This window comes from Methylotenera versatilis 7 (assembly GCF_000799165.1).
In the GTDB taxonomy this organism is placed as follows: domain Bacteria; phylum Pseudomonadota; class Gammaproteobacteria; order Burkholderiales; family Methylophilaceae; genus Methylotenera_A; species Methylotenera_A versatilis_A.
The window spans coordinates 171,075-191,576 of record NZ_JUGF01000002.1; the positions used below are offsets into that span (position 1 = coordinate 171,075).

The following is a 20,502-nucleotide window of genomic DNA, read 5'->3' on the forward strand; positions in this document are numbered from 1 at the left end:
TATTTTTTATAACGTTTGAGGCGGGGTGTCCTCGGCAGATGGAAAGTCATTTTTGATTTTCTGCCATGCTGTTTTTAGTTACGCAACTTTTAAGCAAGCTGCGCTAAGTAAAGCGAACCTGCCCTTTATTAAAAAGGGAAAACCAAAATGGATGACATAAGACCATCTCCAACTGCTGATTCAGCACAATCCAGCTTATTACCTACACTGCAAGTGATTCGCCGAAATGGCGCTGCTGTCACGTTTAATCTCGATAAAATCTCTATCGCCATCACCAAAGCTTTTTTAGCGGTGGAAGGCAATCAAAGCGCGGCTTCTCAGCGTGTGCGCGACCAAGTGGTTACTTTAAGCCAACTGGTGAACAACGCACTGATGCGCCGCCTGCCTGCGGGCGGTTCAATCCATATTGAAGACATTCAGGATCAAGTGGAGTTAGCGCTTATGCGCAATGGCAATCACGATGTAGCGCGTGCATACGTGCTTTACCGTGAAAAACGCAATGCAGAACGTGCTGCCGAAAAAGCCAGTCATGCCAGTGCAGAATCTCAGCATGCACTTAACGTGAATATCAACGGCACATTAACGCCGTTAAACATCAAAGAACTCAATGCGATGGTTAGCGAGGCTTGCCTGAATTTGGGGGAGGAAGTAAGTGCTAGCTTAGTGGTAGAGCAAGCCGTGCGTGATTTATACGATGGCATTCCATTTACCGAAGTGTACAAAGCACTGATTCTATCGGCGCGTAGTTTGATTGAAACCGAGCCTGCCTACAATTATGTGACAGCCCGTTTGCAACTGTATTTAGTACGCGCCGAAGTATTAGGTGAGCGTATCAGCCATGCCGAAATGGATGTGCATTACGTAGAATATTTCCCGCGTTATATCAAAATGGGGATTGACGCAGAATTGCTAGACCAGCGTTTAGCGCAGTTCGATTTAAGCAAATTAGCCGCAGCAATTAGAAAAGAACGCGATTTCCAATTTGGTTATCTAGGTATTCAAACGCTGTATGACCGCTACTTTTTGCATATTGAAGAGCTCCGTATCGAATTGCCGCAAATCTTCTTTATGCGTGTTGCGATGGGCTTGGCGATAAACGAGATTGACCGCGAAGCGCGTGCGATTGAATTCTATAACGTATTAAGTACGTTTGATTTTATGAGTTCGACGCCCACATTATTTAATGCTGGTACATTGCATTCACAATTATCCAGCTGCTACCTCACCACTGTCAGTGATGATCTTGAAGGCATCTACCAAGGCATTAAAGAAAACGCCTTACTACAAAAATATGCGGGTGGTTTAGGCAACGATTGGACGCCGGTGCGCTCACTGGGCGCCCGTATCAAAGGCACCAATGGTAAGAGCCAGGGTGTGATTCCATTCTTAAAAGTGGTAAATGATACTGCTGTTGCAGTTAACCAAGGTGGCAAACGTAAAGGCGCAGTGTGCGGCTATTTAGAAACCTGGCATTTAGATATTGAAGAGTTTTTAGATTTACGTAAAAACACCGGTGATGATCGCCGTCGCACGCACGACATGAATACTGCACACTGGATTCCAGATCTATTTATGCGCCGCGTGACTGAGGCTGGTGATTGGACATTGTTCTCACCTTCTGACGTTCCGGATTTGCACGATAAATACGGCAAAGCGTTTGAAACGGCTTACGTGGAATATGAACGCCGTGCTGAAAATGGTGAAATCAAGCTATTCAAGAAAATCCCTGCCTTACAAATGTGGCGCAAGATGCTTTCTATGCTGTTTGAAACTGGCCATCCGTGGATCACATTCAAAGATCCGTGCAATATTCGTTCGCCTCAGCAGCATGTTGGCGTGGTGCATAGCTCAAACCTTTGTACTGAAATTACGCTTAACACTTCTGACACTGAAATCGCGGTTTGCAATTTAGGCTCTATAAACTTATTGCAACATTTAACCGAAGTTAACGGCAAGTTGGTGTTAGATAACGACAAATTGCAATCGACGATTAAAGTCGGCATGCGTATGCTGGATAACGTGGTTGATATCAATTTCTACCCGGTTGGCAAAGCACGCAATGCCAACACACGTCATCGCCCTGTTGGCATGGGCATTATGGGATTCCAGAATTGCCTGCATGCAATGCGCATTCCTTACGCCAGCATGGAAGCAGTGGAGTTTGCTGACCGCGCCATGGAAGCGGTTTGCTACAACGCCTACTACGCTTCTACTGTGCTAGCAGAAGAGCGCGGCGCTTATTCCAGCTTTAAAGGCAGCTTATGGGATCAAGGCATTCTGCCATTAGATACATTGGATTTACTGCTGAGCGAGCGCGGCGGCAATGTGGAGGTAGACAGAAGCAAAACATTGGATTGGGATGCACTCAGAACGCGCATTCAAAAAGTCGGCATGCGCAACTCAAATTGCGTAGCGATTGCACCAACAGCCACGATTTCCAATATTGTTGGCGTATCAGCAAGTATTGAACCCGAATATCAAAACTTGTACGTCAAATCTAACTTGTCAGGCGAATTTACCATTGTGAATGAGCAATTGGTAAACGATTTGAAAGCACGTGGTTTATGGGATGCAGTGATGGTTTCTGACTTGAAATATTTTGATGGCTCACTGCAAAAAATCGAACGCGTACCGGCAGATTTAAAACAGCTTTATGCCACTGCATTTGATGTGGATCCAACATGGTTAATCGAAGCGGCAGCGCGTCGCCAAAAATGGATAGACCAGGCGCAATCGCTGAATCTGTATTTTGCGGTACCGTCTGGCAAAAAACTGAACGACACTTATCTATTGGCTTGGCAGCGCGGATTAAAAACCACTTACTATTTGCGCTCATTAGGCGCGACGGCAGCGGAGAAATCTACTGGCTCAGGCGGTGAATTGAACGCAGTTTCTTCAGGTAGCAACGTGCAGGAAGAAGCGCCAAAAATGTGCAGTATCGATAACCCTGAATGCGAATCTTGCCAATAGAAAACTAAAACTTCGTCGCGACAGGGCGTTGCATCAAAAAATTTTATCGCTTACATACTTGATGTATGCTGCGCTCAAAATTTTTCTCACGCCTTGTTTCGCATAGAACTTTTAATTTTCTAAAGATACGCTGTTAAAAAATAAGGAAAAAATATGCTTTCATTTGAAGATGATATTGTTATATCACCAAACAAATCACAAACAACACCAAACTTAACCGTGGTGACTGACGTAGAAATCAAACCTGTAGCTGCCAATCAGCCATCGCATTCAGGCCGTGTGAACGCATCAGATAAGCGGATGATTAATGGCCAAACTGACGTCAATCAATTAGTACCGTTTAAATATCACTGGGCTTGGGATAAATACTTGGCTGGCTGCGCCAATCACTGGATGCCGCAGGAAGTTTCCATGAGCCGCGACATTGCGCAGTGGAAAGACAGCACAGCGCTAACAGACGATGAGCGTTTAATCGTGAAGCGTAATTTAGGTTTTTTCACTACAGCCGATTCGCTGGCAGCAAATAATATCGTGCTGGGAACCTATCGCCATATTACGGCGCCAGAATGCCGTCAATACTTGCTGCGCCAAGGTTTTGAAGAAGCGATTCACACCCACGCTTATCAATATATTGTGGAAAGCCTGGGCTTGGATGAGTCTGAAGTTTTTAATGCTTATCAAGAAGTCGCAAGTATTAAAGACAAAGACGATTTTCTGATTCCATTTATCAACATTTTAACTGATCCACAATTTAAAACTGGTACGCCAGAAGCAGATCAGCAGCTATTACGCTCATTAATCGTATTTGCCTGCATTATGGAAGGCCTGTTTTTCTATGTCGGCTTTGTGCAGATTTTAGCGCTTGGTCGCCAAAACAAGATGCAGGGCGCGGCAGAGCAATATCAATATATTCTGCGCGATGAATCCATGCACTGCAATTTTGGTATTGACGTGATTAACACCATCAAGCTGGAAAATCCACATTTGTGGACAGCTGAATTCCGCGAGGAAATTAAAGGCCTAATGCAACATGGTGTAGAGCTTGAATATCGCTATGCAGAAGCAACCATGCCACGCGGCGTGCTGGGCTTGAATGCAACCATGTTTAAAGAATACCTGCGTTTTATCGCAAACCGTCGTTGCCAGCAAATTGGGCTGGATGTGCTGTACCCAGGCGCAACAAATCCTTTCCCGTGGATGAGCGAAATGATGGATTTGAAAAAAGAGAAAAACTTTTTTGAGACGCGCGTAACGGAATATCAAACCGGTGGCGCATTAAGCTGGGATTAACATTAGCAAAGCCAGCATGAGTTAATAAGCATTACCAAAATTTTCAGACTGAACAACAAATTAAGCGCTAAAATCGTCTTAATTTTATTGATTGGTAAAAAATAAATATGGCTTACGTATTTAAAAATGCAAGCGGCACTGTGATTGCTGCAAGTGAATCTGAGAGTTTTGGTGATGGCTGGGTATTTGTTGAAGACAATAGCAAAGAATATCTGGAATTTCTAGAGCAGACACTTGCTAAAAACTCATCATTCCGCGAGAGCGATATTCAACTGGCGCGCGTGCTGGAAGACCTGATCAGCATATTAATTGAAGGCAATGTGATTAGATTTACCGATTTTCCAATTGCCGCGCAAAAACGCCTGAATGAAAGACAAAGTATGCGTAAAAAAACGCAGCTTTCAACACTGGCAGACGAGATTACCAGTAAAAATTAATTATCCAAATATCGTTTACTCATCAAACAGTCATTCGAAATAATTTTAAATCATAGGCATTGTTTGCTTGAAACTTGGCCGTTTAATTAACACGCTGTAATGCTTGGCCAGGTTAGGAAAATTATCTTGCCAATTGAGCTGTTTAAAGCGCAAATCAACGTAACCTAACATGCAGCCCACGGCAATATCTGCCAGACTGAAAGTCTCATTCACACACCATTTTTTCTTGGTGATATCCAAGTTAAGCACTTCTAAGCCGAGCAATACTTTAGCAATTTGCTTATCAATATTGGCTTGTATCTGCTGCTCTGGCGGCCGGCGACTTTCCATCGTCGCAGCTACAGCAGCATCACAAATGCCATCAGCAAGCGACTCCCAACGGCGCACCCAAATCTTGCTACTATGGTCAATCGGAATTAAATGCGCCAGCGGTGTACGGTTATCCAAGTATTCGACAATCACTTTTGAGTCGTACAAACTATCGCCATCATCCAAAACCAGCACTGGCACTTTACCTAATGGATTATGATTCTTAACGGGGCAATCAGGGTCAGCCAATACCACTTCCTGTAAATCTATATCAATATGTTTTTCAAGTGCAACAATTCGCACCTTGCGTGCGTAAGGGCTATTAACTGTGTATAAAAGCTTCATTATGGGTGTACTTTGTTTGTCGATGTCTGCATTATAATAGAAATTATGTTATCACCTCTATTTACACAACAGTATCCGCATGATTCAGCTGCTTTTAATTCGCTGGTTGAGCAAGATGTTAAACGTGCAATCGCCGAAGACATTGGCAGTGGCGACCTGACTGCTTCGCTGATTCCCGCTGATAAGCAAGCGCATGCCACGATTATTACACGTGAAGATGCCGTTATTTGTGGTATCGACTGGGTAAACGCCTGTTTTAAGCAGGTGGATGCAAATATTAAAATCAAATGGCTGGTAAACGAAGGTGAGAAGATTTCTGCCAACCAGTTATTATGCGAAATCCGGGGCAATGCGCGCGCATTGCTGACTGCCGAGCGTTGCGCGTTGAATTTTTTGCAATTGCTATCCGCTGTCGCAACCCAAACGCGCAAATTTGTCATGGCGGTTTCTGGCACAAAAGCACAAATTCTAGATACCCGAAAAACCATTCCAGGCTTACGCTTAGCGCAAAAATATGCAGTTACCGTCGGTGGTGGCGCCAATCAACGACTGGCGCTTTATGATGGCATTTTGATCAAAGAAAACCATATTGCAGCCGCAGGTAGCATTCATGCGGCTTTAGCACAAGCTATTGCGCAGCATCCAGACACCAGCATTCAAATAGAAGTTGAAAACTGCGATCAGCTCAAACAGGCATTGGATGCAGGCGCCACCAGTATTCTGCTAGATAACTTTGGTTTAAAAGAGATGGAAAAAGCAGTAGGAATTAACAAAGCAATAAACCTTGGCCACGCAAAACTGGAAGCGTCTGGCGGCGTTGATTTAAGCGCTGCCCGCGCGATTGCATTAACAGGTGTTGATCGCATTTCAATTGGCAGCTTAACAAAAAATATACGTGCCATTGATTTATCATTAAGAATAAAATAATGTATGGAATACGACACTAAAACGCTTCGAAATTAAGCAGTTAAACCAGCAGTCAATTTGATATCGCCAAATAAGGCAAGAATGATTAAACCACCCAATACAGTCACCCATACTGATTCAAACACTCACTCAGAGCTAAGCAGGCATACGACGAGTCAGGCAATGAGCAAGTCTTCTGGCGTGGTTAAAGTAGCCGCAAAAGCCAAGCTAAGTTTGGGTGATGTATTACGTATGCTGGTTAACGACGGCAGATTAGACAAAACCCAAGCCGAAAAACTGTATAAAGACCGCAAGCTTGATAGTTCAAATCTGCATCCAGTCGTGGTGATCGGTGAACAAAAATGGAAAGATTTACGTTCGCCACACAAGGCGATGACAGCGGATTTTTTAAGTCGCTGGCTGGCAGCACAAACAGGGCTGGATTTTTATCATATCGATCCACTCAAACTTGATTTTAGCTCTGCCGCACAGATTGTCTCAAAAGCTTATGCCGAACGGCTAAGAATCATGCCGATTTCTGTGAAAGGCGACGAAGCGACTGTGGCGACTTCTGAACCCTATCAAGTGGATTGGATACCCGATTTAGAGCGTATTTTAAATATGCGCATCAAATTGGTTTTTGCTAACCCACTAGAAATTAACCGCTATTTACCTGAAATTTATAGTCTGGCATCGTCTATCAATCAGGCTAATTTAGCCAAAGCAGGCCAGATTGTTGGTGTACAAAATTTTGAGCAATTGGTTGAACTGGGTAAAGATAAAAACTTAGACGCCAATGAACAGCACGTAGTGAATATTGTGGATTGGCTGTTTAAATACGCTTTTGAGCAACGCGCCAGTGACATTCATCTGGAACCTCGTCGCAACATGGGCACGATGCGCTTCCGCATTGATGGCGTTTTACACCAAGTGTATCAATTGCCTTCAAATATCATGAATGCGATTACCAGCCGCATTAAGCTGTTAGGCCGCATGGATATGGTGGAAAAGCGCCGCCCGCAAGACGGTCGCATCAAAACTGTCAGTAATACAGGCACTGAAATTGAGCTACGCTTATCCACCATGCCAACCGCCTTTGGTGAAAAGCTGGTGATGCGGATTTTTACGCCCGACGTCATTGTGCAAGATTTTATTCAATTAGGCTTTTCTAAAAAACAAGCGGATTTATGGGCGCAATGGACAAAATCACCTAATGGCATTATTTTGGTAACAGGTCCAACAGGTTCAGGCAAAACCACCACTTTATATTCAACTCTCAAACAATTAGCGACACCAGAAGTGAATGTCAGTACAGTTGAAGATCCGATCGAGATGGTGGAGCCTGCATTCAATCAAATGCAAGTGACCACAAATATCGGACTGAATTTTGCCGATGGCATTCGCACATTGATGCGGCAAGATCCAGACATTATTATGGTGGGTGAGATTCGCGATATTGAAACCGCCGACATGGCGATACAGGCAGCATTAACCGGCCATCTGGTACTTTCCACCTTACACACAAACGATGCACCCTCTGCCGTTACCCGCTTATTAGATTTGGGCGTGGCATCATACTTAATTCACTCAACCGTATTAGGCATTATGGCGCAACGACTTGTGCGCACACTCTGCCCTGCCTGCAAGGCACCGCATGAAATTACAGATGAAGAGTGGAAATCCATCACGCATCCGTTCAAGGCAAACAAACCTACCGGCACAATGAAAGCTGTTGGCTGTGTTGAATGCCGCAATACTGGTTTCCGCGGCCGTAGCGGCATTTATGAAATGCTCACCATCACGCCAAAACTACGCAAATTAATCACACATGATACCGATTTACCAATGCTCAGAAATTTGGCTTACCAAGAAGGCATGCAACCTTTGATGCTGAATGGCGCAGAAAAGGTGGCCGCTGGCTTAACAACCATTGAAGAATTATTAAAAGTAGCGCCGCCTCTAGATTCTTAGAAGAGGCAATCGTTTAAGCATTTAGCATGAACAATTGTATTTATGGCTTTATGACGATTAGCATCTAATAACCTCACGTATTTTCAATTGTTTATCAATAACCTAAACTTGACCAAATGCGCTCAAAAGGTTAAGGTTTAGGGTTCATCATTTAATCGTAAAAAATCAAGGTTTTATGGATTCACAAAATAATAATCCGGCGCCCGCCAGTAGAGATCAAATCAATGCAAACCATACCATTACTGGCGCAGAAATTGTCATTCGCTGCTTAAACGAGGAGAAGGTCAAATTTGTATTTGGCTATCCCGGTGGTGCAGTGCTGCACATTTACGATGAAATTTACAAGCAAAATGGCTTTAAACATATTTTAGTGCGTCACGAGCAGGCGGCCGTACATGCGGCCGATGCTTACTCACGCGCTACCGGTACGGTTGGTGTTGCCTTGGTTACCAGTGGCCCAGGTGCCACCAACGCGGTAACAGGCATCGCAACCGCCTATATGGACTCTATTCCATTGGTTGTCATCAGTGGCCAAGTTCCAGTTCCAGCTATTGGTTTAGACGCTTTTCAAGAAGTGGACATGGTTGGCGTAACGCGCCCATGTGTTAAGCACAACTTTTTGGTAAAAGATGTTAAAGACATCGCCGCCACAATGAAAAAAGCGTTTTATATCGCAGCTACCGGTCGTCCAGGTCCGGTTGTTGTGGATATCCCTAAAGATATTACGGCACAATTAGCCGAATATATTTACCCCAAAACAGTGGAAATGCGCTCGTATAGTCCAGTATTAAAAGGCCATAGCGGACAAATTAAAAAAGCCATTAAATTATTGCTGGAAGCCAAACGCCCGATGATTTACACAGGGGGCGGCTTGGTATTGGGCGACGGCGCGCCAGAGTTAGTTAAATTAGCGCGCGCACTTAACTATCCTGTTACCAGTACATTGATGGGTTTAGGCGGATATCCTGCAAGTGACAAGCAGTTTCTTGGTATGTTAGGCATGCACGGAACGTATGAAGCTAACTTGGCGATGCAGAACTGTGATGTGTTGATTGCGGTTGGCGCCCGTTTTGATGACCGCGTAATCGGTGATCCTCAAGATTTCTTAAGCAAAAAGCGTACAATCATCCATATCGATGTGGATCCATCCAGTATTTCTAAACGCGTAAAAGTCGATGTGCCGATTGTTGGTCATGTGCAGTCCGTGTTGACTGAAATGAATGAAGTATTGACCACTGAAAAATCTCAAAATGATATCAGCGCGTGGTGGAAACAAATTGATGAGTGGCGTGGCGTTAAATCCATGGTGTACAAAAACTCTGACATTTTGATTAAACCACAATATGTCATTGAAAAACTGTGGGAAGTGACCAAGGGCGAAGCTTATGTCACGTCAGATGTTGGCCAACACCAAATGTGGGCAGCGCAATATTACAAATTCGATCAGCCACGTCGCTGGATTAACTCTGGTGGCTTAGGCACGATGGGCGTTGGCTTGCCATATGCAATGGGCTGTCAATTCGCCGATAAAAACGCGCAAGTAGCCTGTGTAACCGGTGAAGGCAGTATTCAAATGAATATTCAAGAGCTTTCTACCTGTGCGCAATATGGTTTACCGATTAAGGTAATTATGTTGAACAACCGCTACTTGGGCATGGTGCGTCAGTGGCAAGAGTTCTTCTACGATAATCGCTATTCAGAGTCCTACATGGATAGCTTGCCAGATTTTGTAAAACTGGCTGAATCTTATGGCCATGTTGGTATGAAAATTACCAGCCCTGCTGATGTGGAAGGCGCATTAAAAGAAGCATTCGCTAAAAAAGATAAATTCGTGTTTATGGACTTTATTACCGACCAGGACGAAAACGTGTTTCCAATGATTGCAGCGGGTAAAGGCTTATCAGACATGGTGCTTAAAAAAGACAATAAACATCGGCATGAGGACTAGAAGTTAAAAAAACAAGATGAAACATATTATCTCTCTATTAATGGAAAATGAAGCAGGCGCGCTATCACGCGTTGCCGGCCTATTTTCTGCGCGTGGCTACAATATTGAATCGCTCACTGTTGCCGTAACTGAAGACCCAACCCTATCGCGCATGACGATTGTGACAACAGGTTCTGACGAGGTAATTGAGCAAATTATCAAACAGCTGAATAAATTAATCGATGTCGTAAAAGTGCTAGATTTGAATGACGGAAAATATATCGAACGTGAATTGATGCTGGTTAAAGTGAAAGCAAGTGCTAACTTTAAAGATGAAATGAAGCGTATGTGTGACATTTTCCGCGGCCGAATCATTGATGTTGCTGATAACAGCTACACCATTGAACTGACTGGTTCTTGCAGCAAACTGGATGCATTCTTAGAAGCAATCGATAAAACCGCTATTTTAGAAACGGTACGCACAGGTGCTTCCGGCATTGGGCGTGGCGATAGAATTTTGAAAATATAGATTTAGACTCTTAAAATTTATACTTAAAAACAAGCATTAAAACATGTTAAGTAATTCATTAATAAATAATTGTATTTAAAGGGAAAAGCAATGAAAGTTTATTACGACAAAGACGCCGATTTAAGCATCATCAAAGGTAAAAAAGTAACCATCGTCGGTTACGGTTCACAAGGCCATGCGCACGCAGCTAATCTTAAAGATAGTGGCGTTACAGTCACTATCGGCCTACGTAAAGAAGGCAGTTCATGGGCTAAAGCAGTTAATTCTGGCCATAATGTATTTGAAATTGCTGAAGCCGTAAAAGATGCTGACGTTGTGATGGTTTTACTGCCAGATGAAACAATGGCTGGCATCTACGATGCTGAAGTGGCTCCAAACCTGAAAAAAGGTGCAGCACTTGCTTTCGCGCACGGTTTTAATATTCATTACAACCAAATCGTGCCACGTGCCGATTTAGACGTGATTATGATTGCACCAAAAGGCCCAGGCCACACTGTGCGTTCAGAATATTTAAAAGGCGGCGGCGTTCCATCATTAATCGCGGTTTACCAAGATAAATCTGGCAAAGCAAAAGACATCTCACTTTCTTACGCAGCAGCCAACGGCGGCACAAAAGGTGGCGTGATTGAGACAGATTTCCGTGAAGAAACTGAAACTGACTTATTTGGTGAGCAAGCTGTATTATGTGGCGGCGCGGTTGAATTGGTAAAAGCAGGCTTCGAAACATTGACCGAAGCAGGTTATGCTCCTGAAATGGCGTATTTTGAGTGCTTGCATGAGCTTAAATTGATTGTCGACTTAATGTATGAAGGCGGCATTGCCAACATGAACTATTCAATCTCAAACAATGCAGAGTACGGTGAATATGTAACAGGCCCACGCGTGATTGCTGACCAAGCACGTGCTGCCATGAAAGAGTGCCTGAAAAACATTCAAAACGGTAACTATGCAAAACAATTCATTTTAGAAGGTCGCACCAACTACCCAGAAATGGTGGCGCGTCGCCGCTTGAATGCTGCACACCCGATTGAGCAAGTGGGTGGCCAATTGCGCGCGATGATGCCTTGGATTGCTAAAAACAAACTAGTGGATCAAAGCAAAAACTAACTTAAATTGTAGGTCAAGTATTAAAACTTAGCGCTAGAAAAAAAGGGGCAAGACGCAAATCGTTTTGCCCTTTTTCATTAAAGGACTTCAATTGCCACTTTCCATTATTTTGCAGTATCTGCTGCCCAAACAAGCCATTACCATTCTGGCAGGTAAACTTGCCAATTTAGAAGGCGGAAAATTAACCACGGCAGTTATTGCCTGGTTTATCAAACGCTATCAAGTCAACATGGCAGAAGCTGCTAATCCAGACATTAGCAGTTATGCAACGTTTAATGATTTTTTTACGCGCGCGCTTAAAACTGATGCTCGCCCACTTGCAGAAACCAAACTAATTTGCCCGGTAGATGGCGCAATCAGTCAGTTTGGCAATATTGAACAAGACCAGATTTTTCAGGCAAAAAATCACAATTATTCAACATTAACTTTGCTTGCTGGCAACCAAGCATTGGCCACTAAGTTTGAGAATGGCTATTTTGCATGCCTATATTTAAGCCCCAAAGATTATCATCGCATTCATATGCCATGCGATGGCACACTAAAAAATATGGCGTATGTGCCAGGTGATCTATTCTCAGTTAACCCGAGTACTGCTGCCAATGTGCCGAACTTATTTGCTCGCAACGAACGCGTTGTGTGTGAGTTTGAATCTGAACAGCATGGCAGTTTTGTAATGGTTTTAGTCGGTGCGACTATTGTGGGCAGTATGGCAACTGTTTGGCATGATAGTAAAAACAAAGTGATTAACCCGCCACGCAGTCAAAACATCCGCACTTGGTCTTACGCAGATAAAAAAATATCGCTTAAACAGGGCGATGAAATGGGCAGATTTTTGCTTGGGTCAACCGTTGTTATGTTATTTGAAAATAGCACCACCAAATTTGAAGCGATAAAATTCAATGCCGATTGGCGCCCTGCCCGTGCAATTAAATTGGGCGAAGTGATGGCTTAACTAAACTGTTAATTTAAAACGACTATTTCAATAAAAACACTTTGAAAGTCAACGTTTTAAAAAATCATAACTTTAAAGCTCAAAATAAAAAAGCCTGCTAATCAGCAGGCTTTTTTAGTTTAATCCAGCCTTACACGTGCCTAGCTGGATGTGTTTTTATTTTATGATGCAAATGCGTTGCCAACTCATTCAATGCAGCTTTATACACATCGCGTTTAAATTCAATCACATCTTCCAGCGGCACCCAGTAATCGCTCCAACGCCACGCATCAAACTCAGGATGTTCAGAAGCGCGCAAAGAAACATCCGTATCGCGCCCAACCATGCGCAGCAAATACCATATTTGTTTTTGGCCTTTGTAACTGCCGCGCCACTCACGCTTGATCCAGCTGGTAGGCACTTCATAACGCAGCCAATCACGCGTACGCCCCAAAATCTCTACGTGCTCTGGCGCCAGACCCACCTCTTCCATCAACTCGCGATACATCGCTTGTTCTGGGCTTTCGCCGTATTTAATACCACCCTGTGGAAACTGCCAAGCATGCTCTCTAATACGCTTGCCCCAAAACACCTGATTTTGAGCGTTACACAGGATTATCCCAACATTGGGACGGAATCCGTCACGATCTAACATATTGCAACTACCTAAAATATTTAGTGCAATTTTTTCATATTTTTGCCACTATTGAAAGCTCGCATTTGCTTAAAACCTAAATTAACCCTCAATTCATCTTATCTTTATGCAAAATTTAAATTTTATTACGCGGTTTTTTCTATTGCTGTCATTTATAGGCACATTAGCCGCCTGCGCGTCGGCTAATCATGGCAGCAGCTTTGCCTATATTACTAACCAAGGCGATAACACCGTTTCTGTGGTTGATTTGGCCAAATCTGAAGTTATTAAAACAATTGCCGTTGGCAAAGCGCCTGTTGGCGTAGCGATATCATCCAAATTAAGCCGTGCTTTTATTACCAATGTAGAAAGCCAAAGTATTTCCGTGATTAATACGGATAACAATACCGTGATTGAAACAATTGCCATTAAAGGCTCACCTGTCGGCATAGCCATTGCACCGGATAGCAAAACTTTATATGTGGCAGATTGGTACAGCGACCGAATTTTAGCCATTGATACTGGCGACTTTAATGTGCAGCGCGAATTGATTGTCGCAAAAGCACCTGCTGGGTTAATCGTTAGCGTAGACAGTAAAACGCTGTATGTTGCGGAACGCGATACTAATGAGATTGCAGTCATTGATACCAAAACACTGGCCATTATTAAACAGATTAAAGTGGGCAAACATCCATTTGGCTTAACGCTTAGCCCTGATAACAAACACTTATATAGCGTGAACGTGTATGACAATACCGTTTCGATTATTGATACCGACACTAATCAAACAACGCAAAACACCATAAAAGTAGGCGAGCATCCTTATTGTGCAGTGCTTAATCCAAACAATAAAACGCTGTATGTATCCAACACGCAAGATGACACTGTTTCGGTAATTGATTTAGTCACGCAGAAGCGCATTGCAACTATTGATGTCGGCATGACACCGGAAGGTATTAGCTTTGACGCTATTAACAATCAGGTTTTAGTCACCAGTTGGGGTGAGAATCAATTGAGCGTGATTGATGCAGCAACCAACACGGTTAAATCAAACATTAAAACAGGCGATAAAAGCCGGGCATTTGGTCAGTTTGTGCTGACCAAACCAAGATAGGTACAATTTATATTACCCAAGCAATAATAAACACAACTCAATATTGCCCCAATAATTAAAGACACAGTTTTAAAATTTGCGTCAACGCCTTACACGATTTCGCGTTAAAGCTAAACGTAGGCTTATTCAATCAAGTGATTTATAATATCGCGCTATCCTAGTTTAAGTTTATTTATTGTCATTCAACGGAGACCATGCATGAAAAAGTTTTTAACATTATTAGCACTTGCAACATTATCATTTAATGCTGCCGCCCACGGCCCATCACCACAAAAAGTAGAAAAAACCGTCGTTATTAAAGCTGCTCCCGCAAAAGTCTGGGCAATGGTAAAAGATTTCGGCAATATGCAAAAATGGCATCCAGCAATCGAAAGTGTTAAAACCGAGCAAAAGAAAGATGACACCGGCACACTTGCAACATTTAGAACGCTTAACTTAAAAGGCGGCGGTGAGATTGTAGAAAAACTACGTAGTGCAGACGACGCTGACATGAAATTAAGATATGAGATTGTAAGCGGCGTGGCTCCAGTTGCTGATTACAACGCATTTATGCAAGTAACTGCAGGCCCAGGCGCTGGCGAAAGTACAGTGACATGGGTTGGTCGCTTTTACCGCACTTACAAGCTAAACCCACCAATTCCAGCTGGCCAAGATGACGCAACAGCCGTAAACTTCATTACAGGTGTTTTCGATGGTGGCTTAGCTAACTTAAAAAAGGTACTTGAAAACTCAAAGTAACTGGCCAGGAAGCTGGCGCAACAAAAAAACCGTGGTGGAAATTTTGGTAATCTAAATATCTTAATTGAGCCACACACAAGGGATTGTAAGTTGAACTTACAATCCCTTTTTATTACATCTCGTTTTCATCATTAATATGGATGATGTTATTCACTAAGCTTTAGTGATGTGCTTCTAGTACACTGCGCTAACACTATAAATCGCCAATAATTCAATTAAAGCAAGTGACGAATTTGACAAATACTGACACTTTTTGTCACACCGCATTTCTTAAAGCTTAACTAAATATTGGACTTAAACTTATCAAATATCTGCAAAATTACAACTTAAAATTACTTATCATATACAAATCATATAGTTAACAAGAAAATCCTTTAATTGGCACAGCAGTTGCTAATACCTTTTCAAGCACTGGTAACAATTACTAACGCAGTGTTTTATTATTCGGTGTAAGCAACTTAAAATTTATTAAAGGGGATTTATATGAACATGAAACAAGTACAAAAAGGTTTTACCTTAATCGAGTTAATGATTGTGGTAGCAATTATCGGTATTTTGGCTGCAATTGCGATTCCAGCTTATTCTGACTATACTGCAAAATCGAAAGTGACTGCTGCTTTAGCTGAGGTTTCTGGTTTAAAAACTAAAATTGAAGTATTACTAAACGAAGGCGAAACCCCTGCATTTGGTGCTGGCGCAAACCTTGGTGACAATACTTCGACTGCAAACTGCACATTAACATATGCTGCTGGTGTTCTAACATGTACATTAGCAAATGAACCTGCACAAATTACTGGTAGTACAGTAGTATTAACTCGCGCAAACGAAGGTGAATGGGGTTGTACATTAACAGGTGGTGCTAACGTTGCAAAATATGCACCTAAAGGTTGTATCTAATTTTTAGAAGTAAAAAAGCCCTTCGATTGAAGGGCTTTTTAATGCCTGCAACAATTGCATATACTCACTTATGTAACAATCGAATTAATGTCGTTTTGTTCCACCTTCTAACACTTCCGCCTTTAACCCACACTGCGCAAATATAAATGCGGCCGCACTGCTGCGACGGCCTGTTTGGCAATACACAATATATTCTTTGGCTTTATCTAAACTTTCTGCAAAAGTACGCAGCTCATGCAATGGTGCATTGATTGCGCCTTCAATATGCTCATGTTTGTATTCGGATGCAAATCGCACGTCTATCCATATTGCGCCTTGATTCAGCACTTTTTCTTCAGCAGCTTGCCTGCTGATGCTGTTTACAATCGGCGCTTTCAATAGCTCGATAAAATCTACTTTATTTAAACGTAATAATTGACCGCTGGTTCTCATGGTGACGGTTGCATTACGCTTATTATCAGACGCCAACGCTTCTTCGCCAAAACCTGCTCCAGTTGAAATCTCTGCCAATATAACTGGTGGCTGACTAATATCCGTTATGCGGCTTACCTCGGCAGTGCCTTGCTGAATGAGATAGTAATAATCGCCTTCTTGCCCTTGTGTAATGATGGTTTGGCCTGCGGCCACATCAACTGTCGTCATGCGTTTGAACATGGCCTCGATATTGGCGGGTGGCAATCGGCTAAATACGCCATTGTGTACTTTAAACGCATGAAAACTATCATCATCCGGTTGCCAGTTGTGTTGTGTAGCATTTGGTCTGGATTTAGTTTGTGCAGGCGGGTATCCAGATAACTGATCCCATGTCATCATAATATCCAGCAAATCTAAATCGATACGCATAATATCTATGGACGTTAATGCAATAGTATCTTTAATTTTCAAACGCTCGGCATCCAACGGATGTTTGGCGGCATCGGTGCCTGCACGCAGAATTAATTTCTGACCATTTTCATAGCGAATGCCTAAATCGCCTTTTAGCAAATACAAAGCTTGCATGCTTGCATTCATGCGCGTGGGATCCAAGTCCTTACTCACTTGCTCTACAATACACAACGGTGCAAGTTCATCCAAACGGTTGGGTGATAGCCGTGCGATTGGTTCAAAACGTAATAGCGTGGTTTTGCTTATGGCGTTAGGAGCTGTAGATTGAGGGCTTGCACCCTGATTAGACGACGGGTTATTAATTTGAGTCATAGGTTTTTTTAATTCATTTTTTCAATTAACTTCTTTATAAATACTTAATTTATAAAACAAGTATTTATAGATTAAATATCTGTTGATGCAGCAAGGCTTTACAGTGTTGTGTTTTTGGGTTTGCCGCAATTTCTTGCATGATCGTGGCATCTTCACCAGGCTTAAGATGCGTAATATAAACCGCTGGATGACTTTGCAAATGCACTAACTCTTCTGCCAAGGTTGCAGGGCATAAATGCTTAGAAAGCACAGCCAACTCTGCCTCAGCATTACTAAATGCGGTTTCTATAATCAATACTTTTAAGTTACCAATCTGGTTTACATCATGCCAGAAATTGGTACTGCCTGCGGTATCGCCAGTAAATACCAGACTATTTTTCCCACTATCAATTTGATAACCAACAGCGGGAATCACATGATTCGCTGGTACTGCCGTAATGGTTTTACTGTTAATTTTCACCCCATTGCCAACAAAAATTTCGTTGTAGCGTAAAAACGGCGTTGCAGGATCGGGTATTAAATTAAAATTGGGCCAAATCAGCCAATTAAAAACATGCTGTTTTAGGATATTAATTACTTCGAGTGTGGCATGTACGGTAATAGGTTCAGCGCGCAAACCCATCACGGTATCCAGCAGCAATGGAATAGACACGATATGATCTAAATGCGTGTGTGTGACAAAGATATGGTCAATCTTTAATAGTGCTTCTAGCGGCAAATCCCCCACACCAGTGCCCGCATCGATTAGCACATCATTATCCACCAATAGCGACGTGGTGCGCATTCCAGCGCCAATTCCTCCGCTGCATCCTAATATTTTTATCTGCATACCCATATTCTCATTTGCTTTAAAACAGCGTTTAAATTATCTATACGGACAACATGATTTAGCAACATTAAGTACAATAATGCCTAAACCGAGTACAAAACGCACGCCATGTTGTTTTAAAAGTGCTGATAAAAATTTAATATTTTAAACATGATGTTTAATTGATTGATTTTAATATATTTTTTACAACCTATATAAACGTTAGCATAGCGGATAAAATGTGTGCTGAACAGGCAGATTTATAATGATTAACAAACTTCTGAAAAGTAAAAACGGTATTAAGTAAAATGACTGAAAAACCAATAGAAATAGCGCCGAATGATCCGATTAACGCAAGTGTCATTTGGCTGCATGGGCTGGGTGCAGATGGCAATGATTTTGTGCCTGTGGTAAAAATGCTTAATTTGCCGCATGTGCGCTTTATATTGCCGCACGCGCCCTACCGCAAAGTAACGCGAAACAACGGCTATGAAATGCGCGCCTGGTACGATGTGTATGGCTTAACGCCCATTAGCCGCGAAGATGCAATTGGCATTAAAGAAAGCCAATTGCAAATTGAACAATTGATTGCGCAGGAAATCAGCCGCGGCATACCCACAGAACGGATTGTATTGGCTGGTTTTTCGCAAGGCGGAGCTATTGCTTTACATACTGCGCTTCGTTACACAGAAAAGCTGGCTGGCGTATTAGCACTATCGACCTATTTGCCTTTAAGGGATAGTTTAGCCACAGAAAAAACTGATGTGAATCAACAAACGCCTATTTTTATGGCACTTGGTAGTGACGATGCGGTAATTTCCCTGGAAACATGCCAAGCATCACTAAACTTATTACAAGCGCAAAACTATCGAATAGATTGGCACGAATACGCGATGGAGCATTCGCTTTGTGCACAAGAGATAGAGGATATTAAGCAGTTTTTATTAAGCATTTTAAAGGGTTAACTTTTTAAAAAGCTGCCCAACAATTGAGTGACTTAAATCGGTTAACCTTTAGACTAATTGTAAATAAGTGTGCATTTAATTCCGCAACAATCGTTAGATTTGTTAAAATCGCACATTAAATCAATGCGTGGATTACCTCCCGGAACCCGTCCAGAATCAGGCAGTTTAAAATTAAAAGCAAAGATTCACCGACGATTATAATTAAAAATGAAGCAATCTAAACCCACTAGCACATCCAATAACGACATCAGCTTTGAACAGGCGATTGTTGAACTTGAAGCGATTGTTAACCAAATGGAATTGGGCAATTTAGCGCTAGATGATTCTTTTAACGCCTACAAACGCGGCGCCGAATTACTGCAAATCTGCCAGCAATCTTTAAACAGTGTTGAACAGCAGGTACGCGTGTTAACCGATGCACAGAAATTGGCTGCATTTCTGCCCACTGACGATTAACCCAGCGACGACTGATAAAGCCATGACCGAACTTAACTTAGATCAAAAGCAGGATCAAAAAGCAGAGCAAAAAGAGGCGTTTGAGGCTTGGACGGCCGATCTGCAGGCGCGCATGGAAAATGTATTGGATGCGCACATTCCAAGTGCAGATACATTGCCGACAAAATTGCATGAAGCCATGCGCTACTCTGTTTTGGGTGGCGGCAAACGTGTTCGTGCGCTATTGGCTTATGCTGCTGGCGAGTTTTGTGGTGCGGAATTAGCTACGATTGATTTACCTGCCGCTTCTGTAGAATTAATCCATGCATTTTCACTGGTGCATGATGACATGCCTTGTATGGATGACGATGAACTGCGTCGTGGCAAACTTTCTACACATAAAAAATATGGTGATGCCATTGCATTGCTAGTCGGTGATGCGTTACAAAGTTTGGCATTTCAACTGATTTCACAGGACAAATTACTTAAAAACGCCACGCAAAAACTGCAAATGCTGCATGTATTGGCACTTGCCAGCGGTTCACGCGGTATGGCAGGTGGACAAGCCATTGATTTAGAAAGTATTGGCATACCGCTTACGCGCGAAGAGCTGGAACAAATGCATATCCATAAAACTGGTGCGCTGATTCGTGCAGCAGCGCTATTAGGTGCATATAGTAGCCATAATGCGAATGAGGACAAAATAAAAGCGATTGACCATTTTGCCAAGGCGATTGGCTTAGCTTTTCAAGTAGTCGATGATATTTTAGATGCCGAAGCAGATACGCAAACTTTAGGCAAAACTGCGGGCAAAGATGCGCAGCACAATAAATCCACATATGTGACTATTTTAGGTTTGTCTGCTGCCAAGCAACTGGCTTCAGAATTGCATGCAAACGCCATGGCCGCGTTGTCTTATTATGGTCGCGAGGCCGATTTATTAAGACAATTAGCTCACTTCATTATGCATCGTAGTTTTTAACTACAGGTCA

General features: G+C 42.6%; 19 protein-coding genes. 15 read left to right on the forward strand and 4 right to left on the reverse strand.

Features of this window, described 5'->3' with window-relative positions:
* The first annotated feature begins 147 nt into the window (after positions 1-147).
* The 3 genes from K370_RS04805 to K370_RS04815 all read left to right on the forward strand — a co-directional run bounded on the left by K370_RS04805 (position 148) and on the right by K370_RS04815 (position 4,697).
* Positions 148-2,970 (forward strand): ribonucleoside-diphosphate reductase subunit alpha, encoded by a 2,823-nt coding sequence (locus K370_RS04805; protein ID WP_047539411.1) that lies wholly within the window; start codon positions 148-150, stop codon positions 2,968-2,970.
* 153 nt (positions 2,971-3,123) lie between these two features.
* Positions 3,124-4,260: a ribonucleotide-diphosphate reductase subunit beta gene (locus K370_RS04810; protein WP_047539414.1), complete on the forward strand. Its 1,137-nt coding sequence runs from the start codon at positions 3,124-3,126 to the stop codon at positions 4,258-4,260.
* Positions 4,261-4,367: 107 nt separating this feature from the next.
* Positions 4,368-4,697 (forward strand): hypothetical protein, encoded by a 330-nt coding sequence (locus K370_RS04815; RefSeq protein ID WP_047539417.1) that lies wholly within the window; start codon positions 4,368-4,370, stop codon positions 4,695-4,697.
* 45 nt (positions 4,698-4,742) lie between these two features.
* Here K370_RS04815 and K370_RS04820 read toward each other — a convergent pair whose 3' ends face one another.
* Positions 4,743-5,351, reverse strand: a complete 609-nt coding sequence (locus K370_RS04820) for a glutathione S-transferase N-terminal domain-containing protein (RefSeq protein ID WP_047539420.1) — start codon at positions 5,349-5,351, stop codon at positions 4,743-4,745.
* Between the two features lie 45 nt (positions 5,352-5,396).
* Between K370_RS04820 and nadC the strand changes: the two genes are divergently transcribed.
* The 6 genes from nadC (at position 5,397) to asd (ending at position 12,743) form a co-directional block, all read left to right on the forward strand.
* Positions 5,397-6,278: a carboxylating nicotinate-nucleotide diphosphorylase gene (gene nadC / locus K370_RS04825; RefSeq protein ID WP_047539421.1), complete on the forward strand. Its 882-nt coding sequence runs from the start codon at positions 5,397-5,399 to the stop codon at positions 6,276-6,278.
* Positions 6,279-6,440: 162 nt separating this feature from the next.
* Positions 6,441-8,228, forward strand: a complete 1,788-nt coding sequence (locus K370_RS04830; protein ID WP_047539423.1) for a GspE/PulE family protein — start codon at positions 6,441-6,443, stop codon at positions 8,226-8,228.
* A 175-nt stretch (positions 8,229-8,403) separates the two neighbouring features.
* On the forward strand, positions 8,404-10,176 hold the full coding sequence (gene ilvB, locus K370_RS04835; RefSeq protein ID WP_052185180.1) for a biosynthetic-type acetolactate synthase large subunit: 1,773 nt from the start codon (positions 8,404-8,406) through the stop codon (positions 10,174-10,176).
* Positions 10,177-10,192: 16 nt separating this feature from the next.
* Positions 10,193-10,684, forward strand: coding sequence for an acetolactate synthase small subunit (gene ilvN, locus K370_RS04840; protein WP_047539427.1), 492 nt, complete (start codon positions 10,193-10,195; stop codon positions 10,682-10,684).
* A 90-nt stretch (positions 10,685-10,774) separates the two neighbouring features.
* Positions 10,775-11,791, forward strand: coding sequence for a ketol-acid reductoisomerase (gene ilvC / locus K370_RS04845; protein WP_047539430.1), 1,017 nt, complete (start codon positions 10,775-10,777; stop codon positions 11,789-11,791).
* Between the two features lie 91 nt (positions 11,792-11,882).
* Complete coding sequence (gene asd / locus K370_RS04850; protein WP_047539439.1) at positions 11,883-12,743, forward strand: archaetidylserine decarboxylase; 861 nt, start codon at positions 11,883-11,885, stop codon at positions 12,741-12,743.
* 130 nt (positions 12,744-12,873) lie between these two features.
* Here the strand turns inward: asd and K370_RS04855 are convergent, their stop codons facing one another.
* The gene (locus K370_RS04855; protein WP_047539440.1) at positions 12,874-13,377 is read right to left on the reverse strand and encodes an RNA pyrophosphohydrolase; all 504 of its coding nucleotides are present in this window, start codon (positions 13,375-13,377) and stop codon (positions 12,874-12,876) included.
* Between the two features lie 106 nt (positions 13,378-13,483).
* Here K370_RS04855 and K370_RS04860 point away from each other — a divergent pair, with 106 nt between their 5' ends.
* The 3 genes from K370_RS04860 (at position 13,484) to K370_RS04870 (ending at position 16,105) form a co-directional block, all read left to right on the forward strand.
* Entirely contained in the window at positions 13,484-14,470 is a 987-nt protein-coding gene (locus tag K370_RS04860) for a beta-propeller fold lactonase family protein (RefSeq protein ID WP_047539442.1), read from the forward strand.
* Between the two features lie 198 nt (positions 14,471-14,668).
* The gene (locus K370_RS04865) at positions 14,669-15,208 is read left to right on the forward strand and encodes an SRPBCC family protein (RefSeq protein WP_047539443.1); all 540 of its coding nucleotides are present in this window, start codon (positions 14,669-14,671) and stop codon (positions 15,206-15,208) included.
* A gap of 489 nt (positions 15,209-15,697) precedes the next feature.
* Entirely contained in the window at positions 15,698-16,105 is a 408-nt protein-coding gene (locus K370_RS04870) for a pilin (RefSeq protein WP_047539445.1), read from the forward strand.
* Positions 16,106-16,189: 84 nt separating this feature from the next.
* Here the strand turns inward: K370_RS04870 and K370_RS04875 are convergent, their stop codons facing one another.
* Together K370_RS04875 and K370_RS04880 are read right to left on the reverse strand one after the other, a co-directional pair.
* On the reverse strand, positions 16,190-17,302 hold the full coding sequence (locus K370_RS04875; protein WP_047539446.1) for a cyclic nucleotide-binding domain-containing protein: 1,113 nt from the start codon (positions 17,300-17,302) through the stop codon (positions 16,190-16,192).
* Positions 17,303-17,366: 64 nt separating this feature from the next.
* The gene (locus tag K370_RS04880) at positions 17,367-18,131 is read right to left on the reverse strand and encodes a 3',5'-cyclic-nucleotide phosphodiesterase (protein WP_047541650.1); all 765 of its coding nucleotides are present in this window, start codon (positions 18,129-18,131) and stop codon (positions 17,367-17,369) included.
* 287 nt (positions 18,132-18,418) lie between these two features.
* On the opposite strand from K370_RS04880, the gene K370_RS04885 reads away from it, so the two are divergent.
* The 3 genes from K370_RS04885 to K370_RS04895 all read left to right on the forward strand — a co-directional run bounded on the left by K370_RS04885 (position 18,419) and on the right by K370_RS04895 (position 20,492).
* Positions 18,419-19,075: an alpha/beta hydrolase gene (locus K370_RS04885; RefSeq protein WP_047539449.1), complete on the forward strand. Its 657-nt coding sequence runs from the start codon at positions 18,419-18,421 to the stop codon at positions 19,073-19,075.
* A gap of 207 nt (positions 19,076-19,282) precedes the next feature.
* Positions 19,283-19,531, forward strand: a complete 249-nt coding sequence (locus K370_RS04890; RefSeq protein WP_047539451.1) for an exodeoxyribonuclease VII small subunit — start codon at positions 19,283-19,285, stop codon at positions 19,529-19,531.
* A gap of 22 nt (positions 19,532-19,553) precedes the next feature.
* The gene (locus tag K370_RS04895) at positions 19,554-20,492 is read left to right on the forward strand and encodes a farnesyl diphosphate synthase (protein ID WP_047539453.1); all 939 of its coding nucleotides are present in this window, start codon (positions 19,554-19,556) and stop codon (positions 20,490-20,492) included.
* Positions 20,493-20,502: the final 10 nt, after the last annotated feature.